General features: G+C 50.7%; 9 protein-coding genes and 1 tRNA gene. 8 read left to right on the top strand and 2 right to left on the bottom strand.

What is annotated here, in order from left to right:
- Positions 1–102: 102 nt before the first annotated feature.
- A tRNA-Leu gene (locus EYB48_RS14500) sits at positions 103–195 on the top strand.
- A 124-nt stretch (positions 196–319) separates the two neighbouring features.
- On the opposite strand, the gene EYB48_RS14495 is transcribed toward EYB48_RS14500, so the two are convergent.
- Entirely contained in the window at positions 320–1,717 is a 1,398-nt protein-coding gene (locus EYB48_RS14495) for a HipA domain-containing protein (RefSeq protein ID WP_162021073.1), read from the bottom strand.
- Entirely contained in the window at positions 1,698–2,003 is a 306-nt protein-coding gene (locus EYB48_RS14490; RefSeq protein ID WP_162021072.1) for a helix-turn-helix domain-containing protein, read from the bottom strand. Before EYB48_RS14490 ends, EYB48_RS14495 begins: the two co-directional genes overlap by 20 nt.
- Positions 2,004–3,116: 1,113 nt before the next feature.
- Here EYB48_RS14490 and EYB48_RS14485 point away from each other — a divergent pair.
- The 7 genes from EYB48_RS14485 to EYB48_RS14455 all read left to right on the top strand — a co-directional run bounded on the left by EYB48_RS14485 (position 3,117) and on the right by EYB48_RS14455 (position 12,026).
- On the top strand, positions 3,117–4,718 hold the full coding sequence (locus EYB48_RS14485; protein WP_162021071.1) for an AIPR family protein: 1,602 nt from the start codon (positions 3,117–3,119) through the stop codon (positions 4,716–4,718).
- Positions 4,719–5,096: 378 nt separating this feature from the next.
- Positions 5,097–5,726, top strand: coding sequence for an ABC transporter ATP-binding protein (locus EYB48_RS14480; protein ID WP_162021070.1), 630 nt, complete (start codon positions 5,097–5,099; stop codon positions 5,724–5,726).
- A 137-nt stretch (positions 5,727–5,863) separates the two neighbouring features.
- Entirely contained in the window at positions 5,864–6,244 is a 381-nt protein-coding gene (locus tag EYB48_RS14475) for a tautomerase family protein (RefSeq protein WP_162021069.1), read from the top strand.
- A gap of 378 nt (positions 6,245–6,622) precedes the next feature.
- Entirely contained in the window at positions 6,623–7,777 is a 1,155-nt protein-coding gene (gene flhB / locus EYB48_RS14470) for a flagellar biosynthesis protein FlhB (RefSeq protein WP_162021068.1), read from the top strand.
- Complete coding sequence (flhA, locus tag EYB48_RS14465; protein WP_162021067.1) at positions 7,770–9,878, top strand: flagellar biosynthesis protein FlhA; 2,109 nt, start codon at positions 7,770–7,772, stop codon at positions 9,876–9,878. Before flhB ends, flhA begins: the two co-directional genes overlap by 8 nt.
- On the top strand, positions 9,875–11,191 hold the full coding sequence (gene flhF / locus EYB48_RS14460; RefSeq protein ID WP_162021066.1) for a flagellar biosynthesis protein FlhF: 1,317 nt from the start codon (positions 9,875–9,877) through the stop codon (positions 11,189–11,191). The genes flhA and flhF overlap by 4 nt, the downstream gene beginning before the upstream one ends.
- Positions 11,184–12,026, top strand: a complete 843-nt coding sequence (locus EYB48_RS14455) for a MinD/ParA family ATP-binding protein (RefSeq protein WP_235935147.1) — start codon at positions 11,184–11,186, stop codon at positions 12,024–12,026. Before flhF ends, EYB48_RS14455 begins: the two co-directional genes overlap by 8 nt.

Here is a 12,026-nt window from a genome sequence, read left to right as displayed (position 1 = left end):
AGACGCCGGTTCGATCCCGACCCCCGCCTCCAGTACAAAGAAAGCGCTGTTAAGCGCTTTTTTTTCAGAGCAAGCAGTTTCGGCTGCATGTTGTAGTGATGGGCCCGAGTGGTGAAATAGGTAGACACATCGGACTTAAAATCCGCCGCTTTCCTTAATCGGGGCGTGCCGGTTCGATTCCGGCCTCGGGCACCATATCGACATCTCAGTAAGTGCAAAAACCCGCAAATTCTTTGGAGTTTGCGGGTTTTTTGTTTTTTAAATCGGAAAAATTCTGCTTAAAAAATCTCTGTTCGGCTTGCTGCAAAAATGTAACTGGCTACCCGTCTTGTCTTGAGTTGCCTCTTATTACCTCTCCTTTTTTGTCGTTTACTTCTCTTAAAATATCACCAGCGATGTGAGGAAGTATTTTCGATATCTCTAAGAATTTACCTATCCGTACCTGAATTTGGTCTGCCAGTTTTTTAAGGAATTTTTTTTCAAGTTCAGTCAATAGTGGATCCTCTAACAGCATGGGTAGCGCATTGTTCACTTTGCTCGCGACATTTTTTATTGTCCGTGCAACCAGGCTGGGGCTGAGCTTCACCTGAATGACAAAATCGGCCCACTGATAAGCGTGCATAGCCTCTTCCGTGAATTCGTCGCCAATTGCCATTGCAAATTCGTGATTGATTGTCGGGTAGGCCAGCACGCTTAATTGATCGTAGGCTGGCGCCATTTTCAAGCCGTCACGGGACACGTAAAACGACATGTTTTTTCCGTGTGCATCGGAGTTGCCGATCAGATGCTGGAACATCAGCCAGCGCAATTGGCGCAAGCTCATATCGGCCTTATTCGTCGCCAAATCGGTGATTGAAAATAAGTCTTTGACAGAAACACCATCCCGGATATGGCGCACATGTTCACCTGAGCCGAAATTACGTTCGTACTTTTGTTCCGGTGATTTATTGAGTGCCTGGCAGGCGTCAATAATATGCAGCCGCCGTGTGTTGCCATTGAATACTTGGCGATCGAATCGTGTGACCACTAAAATCGGTTCCGGCACTCGCAAAATATCCACCTCGGCCGACTCAATCCCTGCCATTGCCGCCAGCCGCATGCAGAAATATTCATTGGCGACCTGACATTCATTTAAGCCACCCGTCTGAGGCTTTAAAATATGGGTGGAAGCGTTCCTGCCGTCTGTTAGCCACAAGCGTCCATCATGGGTCTTATGCACAGCGAGTTTGCTTTGATATCCGGCGATAGACATGCGCACCTTGCCATCCCATACGGAAAATGGGATGTTGGGCATCGCCCGAATACGCTCAGAAAGCTCTTCATTGCTGATTTCACGCATATCACGATGACTGGTGATTGCTTCGGGGTTCAGGCCTGGGGCAAGCAGCATCAGCGCGCCGGCACTCTCTTGTCCCAGCGCATGGAGGAGTCCGAAAATATTGGATTTCGATAGCCCATTTGCCAGCACAGCTTCATCCAGGCTTTTCCCTTCTGGAAGTAAATTTGAAAAGAAGAAGCGTACTTTTGCAGAGTGAATTTCGGCAGAGTCCTCGCTGCCAGCAAGCGGAAGGCTGGGTGAAATGGGATATCCCTTGGGCGAGCTGGCCCAAGCTGGCTCATATCTCAAGCTGAACTGACCTATGTCATTGACTTCAAGCGTAGCGACCTGAGTTTGCTCTATCCAGATGATCAGTTCATTAGTTTTTTTCAGCATCATCAGCCCCAGCTTCGTCATCCCTGATATCGAGATCCTCACCGCGTGGCTTGACGATTAGATCCAAGCCTAGGCAATTGATGACAGCAAACACTTTGTCTATACCAACCGAGCGATTGCCATTTTCCAGATCTGATAACAATTGCACCGACACATTGCAGAGTGCGGCCGCGTCATCTATTCGAATACCGGCCGCAACGCGGCGTGCACGTATCCACTGGCCTAACTCCCGCGCTGAGGCGATTTTAGGTGTAGGGAAATGGGTAATTTTAGAGAATTTGCCGGCCATGATTACTCAAATAAGAGAAGCGAAAGAATTTACAGGGCAGCTGCATATTTATTTCTCTTTTATGAGAAATAATGAGTGTCTTTAGATGTTTTTACACATCGTTTCTTATATTTAATGAATATAGGGAGTGAGAGCTGGTAATGCAATCATTATTTCTCAAATTTGATTGGCAATGGGTCTGAGTAGGGGATATTGAGATGAGCAGGCTGGCAAATGTGCAGACAGTATGGGGCGGTTCGTTTTGATTTTCCTCTGGATGCACTCTCTTTATCTGCAAGCAGATTTACCATTAGAGTAATTTTTTCTCTCATTGTGGCCTGATCAAGACTTGGGCCATCTGCCAAACCTCACACCTGGACATCGATCAAACGTCATATTGAAAGTCGGTAATGTGTGCTGGTTTGTTCTGAAAAACGATTTACATATCGGTTATTTTTCGTGAAACATAGAGCCAGCTTAGGTTTGTGGGGAGTTGTGTTCTGCAAAAATAGTAGCCTTAAAGTCCGCCGCTTTCCGTAAAAGGGGCATGCCAGTTCGATTCCGGCCTCGAGCACAATTCGACAACCCAGTCAGTGCAAATCCCCGCAAATTCTTTGGAGTTTGCGGGTTTTTTGTTGTCTGTTTCAAATGCTGGGTGCGATCGCTGACAGATTATGGCGCGCTTCGTTTGCCGAAAGATTGCTACCGGACGCCTAATCGAGAAGCTGCTATGCAGTAGGCGTAAGTGGCGGATTCTGAGGCCAACATCAAATCACACGAGATCGATGACTTTAAATTCCTCTCGTATAGGTTTATGGAGATGTGCGTCTACATAGATAGCTATCTGTCTCCTTTCGGCTCTTGGACCGGCGACTTCGCACAAGCGTGCCTAAACATTATGACTGTTTCAAATCTGGCTAGGCTTGGTGCTCTCATCAAACTGCTATTCGAAGATGTAAAGATAGAATCAGAACCAAATGCACTAATGCTGTTAACAATATAGATAGTACATTGAGTGAAATCGTATAGTAGGTTTTATAAATAACCCATTTCAATTAGAATCCAGATAACACCACTTAAAAAACTGCCAATTAAATTTCGAGAGTCAGCATGAGCATAATTCTTGCAAATCGTGTGAAAAATCACGTAGTCAATTCGGTAAAGGAGCACTTATATCTAGATGATGCTAAAGGCGACGAGTCTAAGTGTATGTCACGCGGGCTAGTGGCAATTGCTCTCGCAGGCTTGTCTGGTGAGAAGTATCCCGGGCTCTCGAAATATGTTACTGATGGATCCAAGGACAACGGAATTGATGGTGTCTTTTATGATCCGTCACGGAATAAGCTTTACATTGTTCAGGCCAAGTGGTCTACCAAGGGGACTGGGACGATTGATACGGGTGATCTGAGGAAATTTATTGCAGGGGTATACGACTTATTAAATGAAGAATGGACGAAATTTAATAAGCGCTTTAAAGCTATAGCCTCAGAAATTTCTTCTGGGATCAAACGTGATCCAGAGATTGTGCTTGTTGTTGCCTTTAATAGTGATAATGAAATAAGTGAGGAATGTCAGGAAATAATTGATAAATTTCTCTCTGAAAATAACTCCGATTCACAGGATATTGTTACCTTCTTCAAATTTGATTTGAAAAAAATAATCAGAACGATAAAGACTGCGCAGTCAGGCTCGACATCTGATGTAGAGGTAAATCTATTGCAATGGGGTGAGCAGAGCGATCCATATTATTCTGTTTATGGGAAGGTTTCGTGCGCAGATATTGCAGAGTGGTACTCGCAGCACGGAGACTTGCTTTTTACCGAGAACATTAGAAACACACTCTCGGATAGTGATATCAATTCGCAGATTGAGGCTACTCTTTTGCGATACCCAAAAGATTTTTGGTATTTGAATAATGGAATCACAGCCATTGCCGATGGCATTAAGCGGAAACCTACTGGACTTGGCGATCAAAAGGAGAGTTCGAACTGGAAAGTCTCGAACATAAAAATTGTAAACGGTGCTCAGACGACAGGATCAATTTACGCCGCCAATTTGAAGAGGCCTGACATCACAAAGCAGGGGTATGTACAAGTAAAAATTGTATCGCTTGAAAATTCTCCACTAGATTTATCTAGCAAAATTACGACTGCGACAAATACTCAAAACCGCGTTGAAGCAAAAGACTTTCTTGCACTTGAAGAGCTGCAAAATGGGCTTGCAGAGTCATTCCGTAAGATGAATATTCAGTATTGCTACAGACGCGGTGAAAAAGTTCGAGATGAATCCATTGGCTTAGATGTACAAGAGTTGGCGCTGACATTGGCTCTTTCGGGCGATTCGATTGCCAATGTTGTCCTTGCAAAGAGGAACGCAGGGTCGCTTACAGATCGAAACGGGCATTATCACAAATTGTTTGCGGCGGGTATTGAGGCACAAACTATTTGGCCCATGGTGCAGAAATTGAGAAAAACTACAAAAGCGCTAAACGAGTTCGCGAACTCTCAAACCGCACGCGAGGCCCAGTTGGCTATTCACGGCAACAGGTTTATTGAACACATCGCTCTCACGACATATAGGAAAACACCTACGATTGATATTATTCGTGTAATTCATGAACAACTGCTAAAAATAGTGAATGAACGTTTTCCAGAATCATATTTGGCAGTTTTGTTTAAGAATGCGAAGAAGTGTGGGGAGCTAAAGGAGCAGCTCTCTGCTACTCAAAAAAAGTAGATAGCTCTGCATTGCAACTAGTTAAGGAATGATACTGCTTTCAAAGTACTACGACTGATCTAATCGAAAATTGAATGCTGGTTGAGCGCACCTGCATCAGTAATGGCATTTCGAGCGGTTTAAATTTTAAGTCATTGATTTGTATTGGTAAATTCACTGATCTTCATTCCGGCCTCGGGCACCATATCGACATCTAAGTAAGTGCAAAAACCCGCAAATTCTTTGGAGTTTGCGGGTTTTTTGTTGTCTGTTTCAAATGCCGGATACGAATGCTGTCAGATTGTGGTGTGCATAGTTTGTCGCCATAATGCTGGCGCTGACTGCGCTTGCCTTTGGGCTGGCTTTTTCCCTGTTCAATAAGAATCACTGGTGTCTGTTATGCATACTGAAAACGCGGCAATTTTACAGATCGATGGCTTGCATATCGCGCATGGGCGGCTGGTCTTGCGTGGCTGGTCGGGTGCCATTGGTGCCGGTGTGACGCTGGTGTGTGATGAGGAAGGGGAGTGCAAGACCGATTTTCTGCGTTTGCTGGCGGGCGAGTTGCAAGCTGCTGCAGGCAGCCTGTGTCTGTCGGGTGTGGTGCGGCAGGTGGATATGCAGGCTTATGGGCGGCAGGTATATTGGATTGCGCCAGTGACTGCGGATTATGATGAGCTCACGGTGGAGGCCTTTTTTGCTTTGCAGGCCAGTCGCTATGCGGGCTTTGATCCGGCGGCGCTGGCGCAGCTGATTGCCGGGCTGGCGCTGGAGCCGCATTTGTTCAAGCAGATACGGATGTTATCGGCCGGTACCCGACGCAAGGTGTGGATTGCGGCGGCGTTTGCGAGTGGGGCGGCGCTGACTTTGCTGGATGATCCGCTGGCGGCGCTGGATAAAAGTTCGGCGACGTTTGTGTTGTCCCAGATGGCTGCCTTGGCGCAGGCTGGTCAACGCGCCCTGGTGGTGGGTGATTATCAGGCACCGGCGAATGTGCCGCTGGTGGCGAGGATAGACCTGGCTTCCTGACTGTCATCTTGCCGCAACGGCACGCTGTTGTTGGCTGAACAGCGCGCGGTGGCCTGCATGGAGATGTGTTAGCCTGAGGCTGTTCCCGTTGTTTGCCACGACCTTTCACTGCTAAGCGCTACAGACAGGAGACTGCTATGCCCATCGTTACCATCACCACGCGTCAGCCCAAAACCACCGCCTTCAAAGATGCCGTATTACAGGCGGTACATGCCGCACTGGTGGCCAGTGGGGTGCCGCAAACCGATGTATTTCAGCGTGTGCTGGAATTGGCCGCTGAGGATTTTCGCTTTGATACCCATTATCCCGATCTGACTGAAGCGCGCACAGATGACTTTGTGCTCATTGAAATTGTGTGGTCGGCCGGGCGCAGTGTGAAGGTCAAGAAAGCCTTGCTGGCGACGCTGATGGAGGGCATCCGCGCTGCAGGTATGTCGCCTGAGCAGGTGATGGTCTGCTTCAAAGAAACCACCTGGGAAAACTGGTCATTTGCTGGCGGGCGTATGCTGCACGTCTGAGTTCGTTTTCTTCTTCCCTCCGTGCTTGCTGATTCCCTTGCATCTGGCAATCTGCAATCACTAAGCAGTCAATTTCCAATCACCCAGTATCTATGCGGCCTGCAGCCTGTTTTCGGGCTGCAGGCCGCGTATTTATTGGACTTCCTTTTTTATCCTTTCTTCTCATCCTTCGTTTTCATGCTGATTTGCATTGCTTTTGCCCGTATGGGGGGGCATAGGGCGTCAGCGCCAGTGCTGATTTTCTCTGTTATCTGGGAATAAGCGGGTTTTTCCTCGTTTGTTCCAAGCATGCAATGTGGTTTGACTCGCCAATAATGCTAACTGTAGACGTGTGATGGTGAAGTCGTGTTTGCCATGCGGAAATAACAGGAGTCGGCAATGTCCGAAGAAAGCGATCTCGAAAGAACCGAACCGGCCTCGCCCAAGCGTCTGGAAGACGCGCGCAAAGAGGGTGATGTTCCGCGTTCGCGCGAGTTATCGACTTGTACGGTGTTGCTGGCAGCGGGTGGTGCTTTGTGGGCGATGGGTGGCTCACTGGTGAATCAGCTCAATCACAGCCTGATTACTGGCCTTAGCCTGGAGCGCGAAGTCGCTTTTGATTTCAATTTGCTGGTGCAAAAAATCTCTGTCAGTCTGACCGATGTGTTGCTGGCTTTCGCACCGGTCGCCGTGTTGTTGCTGATCGTGGCACTGGCCTCACCTTTATTGATCGGTGGCTGGCTGTTCAGTGCCAAGGCGTTGGAACCTAATTTTGACCGCATGAATCCGATTTCCGGACTCGGCAATATGGTGTCTTCGCGTGCCGGTGTCGAGTTGCTCAAGGCAGTCTTGAAAACCATCCTGGTCGGCTGCGTATCCTGGGTGGTGGTGATGGGGCAGAAAGAGGCGATGTTCAGTCTCGCCACAGAATCGGTACAGGCAGGTTCTGCGCACGTGGGCCATATGCTGGGCGTGTGTTTTATGGCGATTGTGGCTTCGCTGGTGGTGATCGCGGCGATTGATGCGCCTTACCAGATGTGGGCCTATGCCGAGAAGCTGAAGATGACGCATCAGGAAGTGATCCAGGAATCGAAAGAAGCCAATGGTAATCCGCAGATCAAGGCAAAAATGCGTCAGCAACAGCGTGAGATGGCACGCCGCCGCATGATGTCAGAAATCCCGACTGCTGATGTGGTAGTGACTAACCCGACCCACTTTGCGGTCGCGCTGAGATACACAGAAGGCGGCATGCGTGCGCCGCAGGTGGTGGCCAAAGGTGCGGATGCTGTGGCTGCCAAAATACGTGAAATCGCGGCAGAAAATAAAGTGCCGCTGCTGGAAGCGCCACCGCTGGCCCGTGCGCTGTACAAGCACACTGAGCTGGGCGATGAAATTCCTGAGGCTTTGTACGGTGCGGTGGCAGAAGTGCTGGCCTATGTATTCCAGTTGCGGGTGTATCGCGAACGTGGTGGTAAGTATCCCGATGAGCCACGCAATCTGAATGTACCAAAAGAGCTGGACCCTTTGAATTTGTTAGGAGAGAACCATGAATAGCCTGAGACTGCCGATGTGGATGGCCGGCATGAATGCTAAGGCTTTGGCGGCACCGCTGTTAATCATCCTGATGCTGGCGATGATGATTTTGCCTTTGCCGGCCTTCATACTGGATATGTTTTTCAGCTTCAATATCGCGATTGCGGTGATCGTATTGCTGACCAGTCTGTACACGGTCAAGCCGCTGGATTTCATGGTGTTCCCTACGGTGCTGCTGGTCAGCACAATGTTGCGTTTATCGCTGAACGTGGCATCCACCCGTATCGTGCTGACTGAAGGTCATACTGGTCCGGATGCAGCGGGTAAGGTGATTGAGGCTTTCGGCCATTTTCTGATTGGTGGTAACTACACCGTCGGTATCGTGGTGTTCGTGATTCTGACCATTATTAACTTTACCGTGGTGACCAAAGGTGCGGGCCGAATCGCGGAAGTCGGTGCGCGTTTTGCATTGGATGCGATGCCTGGTAAGCAAATGGCGATTGATGCGGATTTAAATGCGGGTCTGATCCCGGAGCAGGAAGCACGTCGCCGCCGTACCGAAGTCGCACAGGAAGCAGAATTCTATGGCGCGATGGACGGTGCCTCCAAATACGTACGTGGTGATGCAGTGGCCGGTATCGTGGTCACCGTAGTCAATATCGTCGGTGGTTTGATCGTGGGCATGGTGCAGCATGATATGGACTTTGGTGCCGCCCTGAAAAACTATACCTTGCTGGCGATTGGTGACGGTCTGGTGGCACAGATTCCTTCGCTGATTATTTCTATTGCAGCCGGTGTGGTGGTATCGCGCGTCGCCAGTGAAGAAGATATCAGTACCCAGTTAGTCGGTCAGTTATTTGCCAAGCCACAGGTGATGTTCATTACTGCGGGCATCGTCGGCGGCATGGGCGTGATTCCCGGCATGCCACATATGGCGTTTGTGTTCCTGGCCTCGGTGCTGGGTGGTGCCGGTTATCTGATCCAGAAACGCATTGATGAGCAAAGCAGCCCGGCTGCAGCCAATGCCGCGCAAGCCGCTGCCGCAACCGCCGCCGCTGCTGCCGCACCGGAAATGGAAGAAGCCACCTGGCAGGATATTTTGCCGGTCGATACCCTGGGTCTGGAAGTGGGCTATCGCCTGATCCCTTTGGTCGACAAATCTCAGGGTGGTGAATTGCTGCGCCGGATTAAAGGCATACGTAAAAAATTCGCACAGGAAGTTGGCTTCCTGTCGCCAGCTGTGCATATTCGCGACAATCTGGAGCTCAAACCTTCGGCGTACAAAATCGCACTCAAAGGCGTAGAGGTGGGTACTGGCGAAGCCATGAATGGTCAGTATCTGGCGATTAATCCCGGCATGGTCAGCGGTCCTTTGCCTGGTGCAGAAACTACTGACCCGGCCTTTGGTCTGCCCGCTGTCTGGATCGATGGCAGCATGCGTGAGCAGGCGCAGATCATGGGTTACACCGTGGTCGATGCAGGCACTGTGATTGCGACCCATCTGAATCACATCATCACCACGCATGCAGCGGAATTGCTGGGGCGTCAGGAAGTGCAATCCCTGCTTGATCATCTGGCGAAAGAAATGCCTAAGATGGTGGAAGACCTGGTGCCAAAAATGCTGCCTTTATCAGTACTGCAAAAAGTATTGCAGAACCTGTTGCAGGAAGGCGTACATATCCGCGACATGCGCACCATCATCGAAACTTTGTCTGAGCAGGCGATGCATAGCCAGGACGCGAATGAATTGACGGCGCAGGTCAGGATTGCACTGGGTCGTGCGATCGTGCAGCAGATTTTCCCGGGCACGAATGAACTGACCGTGATGGCACTCGACAGCCGCTTAGAACGTTTGCTGATGCAAGCCATGAATACCGGTGGCGGCGATGGCACAGCGCTGGAGCCAGGTCTGGCTGACACGCTGGCGGCACAGGCCGATCAGGCTGTGAAGCAGCAGGAGCAAATGGGGCAAACCCCGGTCTTGCTGGTGCCTGCGCCGCTGCGCCAACTGTTATCGCGCTTCCTGCGCCGCGCACTGCCACAACTCAAAGTGCTGTCGCATGCTGAATTACCTGAAACTAAAACAATTAGAGTTACCAGCCTGATCGGAGGGCAATCATGAACGTGAGAAAATTTACTGCCAATACCTCGCGTGAGGCCTTGCGTATGTTGCGTGATGCACTCGGTGCGGATGCCGTCATCCTGTCCAATAAAACCGTCAACGGCAAAGTCGAGATCATGGCGATGGCGGAAGAGTCGGTGCCGGAATATGCTCCCGTTGAAAAGCCACGCAGCATGGCACCCGAAGTCGCACGCCTGACGCCAGCTTTTCCGGCAGAGTCTGCCCGCAGCTTCAGCCCGCGCAGTTTCGCGCCTGAACCGGAAGCCGAGGCAGTGCGTCCGCTGATTACCCGTCCATCCGTCGCCAGTCCGGTCAGCTCTGCCAATGCAGTGGCATCCAGTGAACTGCACGATGTGATGAGTGAAATCCGTTCTATGCGCAGTATGCTGGAATCGCAGCTGGCTGAATTATCCTGGTCAGCGACGCAGCAAAAGCAACCGCATAAAGCCGAAGTGCTGCGCGAAATGCTGGCCACTGGCCTGAGCGCCAGTCTGTCGCGCTACCTGATCTCGAAATTGCCTGAGGGTGATTCAGTACAAAACGGCGTGGAATGGGTCAAGTCAGTATTGGCGCGTAATCTGATGACCATCGACAATGAAAGCGAAATCCTGGAAAAAGGCGGCGTCTACGCGCTGGTGGGGCCAACCGGTGTCGGCAAAACCACCACCACTGCCAAGCTGGCAGCGCGTTGTGTGATGCGTCACGGTCCTTCCCAGCTGGCGCTGATTACCACCGATGGCTATCGTATCGGCGGCTACGAACAGTTAAGAATTTACGGGAAAATCCTGGGTGTGATGGTACATGCGGTGAAAGATGAGAGTGATTTACGTATTGCCTTGTCGGAACTCAAGAATAAACATACAGTATTGATAGATACTGTCGGTGTCAGCCAGCGCGATAAGATGGTGACGGAGCAGGTCGCCATGCTGTCTGGTTCAGGCTCACAAGTGAAGCGCCTGCTGTGTCTGAATGCGACTTCCACCGGCGAGACCCTGAGCGAAGTGGTGCGCGCTTATCAGGGTGGCGGACTGGCGGGCTGTATCCTGACTAAACTGGATGAAGCGGCAACCATAGGCGGTGCGCTGGATATCGCGATCCGTCAGCGTCTGGCGCTGTATTATGTAGCGAGCGGCCAGCGTGTACCGGAAGATTTACATGTGGCGAATAAGCAGTACCTGATCGACCGTGCATTTAAGCTCAAGCGTGAAACCGCCGCTTTCCGCTATCTGGATGAAGAACTGCCGCTGATCATGGCAGGTGCCGTACAGGGACGCAGCGCAGCAGGAATGGCGAAGGAGGTGTCCCTTGGCTAAATTTGATCAGGCAGAAGGTCTGCGCCGCATGCTGGCAGGACCTAAACCCAGGGTGCTGACGTTTTTATCCGTGCTGAGCGAAGATGAAAAAAGCGGAACACTGGCAAATCTGGGTGTGTCGCTGGCACGACAGGGCAATCAGGTGCTGATGCTGGATGCGCGTTCCACGCCTCAAAGTGTGGGGGCATGGCTGAATGCGCGATTTGACCGCAGCTTATTGGATGTAGCGAAACAACAGCGTACAATGCAGGAAGCAATAAAAGTTGTCGCAGCAGGATTATCCGTGACCCAGTTGTCACGTCATGCCGCACTGACCCGTGAGCTGCCGCCCGAACATTTACGCCAGTTATCGCGTGTGTTTGATATGGTCGTCAATGATGTCGATCTGGTGGTGGTGGATGCAGCGATCGATGCGACGGATAATTTTCCGCTTGCCTCGCTCGATGACAGTGAACTGGTGATACAGGTATCGTCGGATCCCGCGGCAATCAAGGCTGCCTATGGTCTGATTAAGCGTTTGAGTGCCCGCCTGGGCAGGCGCTCATTCAATGTTCTGGTGTCAGGGGTAAGCGAACAGGAGGCAACGTTGATCTACTCGAATATGGCGCAGGCTGCGAGCCGTTATCTGGCCGTACCGCTGCAATTTGTAGGTTATGTTCCTCAGGATGAATATGTAATTAAGGCCGCACACTTGGGACAATCAGTGATTGATGCCTTTCCGAAAGCACGCGCAGCACTGGCGTTCTCCCGTCTGGCAGAGCGTCTGGCTTCGACCGCGCGCTCCAGCCTGGCGCTGGAAGGTCAATCTGAGCTGAGTGTGGGCCTCGGAATGTGA

Source organism: Cognatundibacterium crateris (assembly GCF_010078235.1).
Lineage (GTDB): Bacteria > Pseudomonadota > Gammaproteobacteria > Burkholderiales > Burkholderiaceae_D > Undibacterium > Undibacterium crateris.
This window is presented reverse-complemented; position numbering and strand designations above follow the sequence as displayed.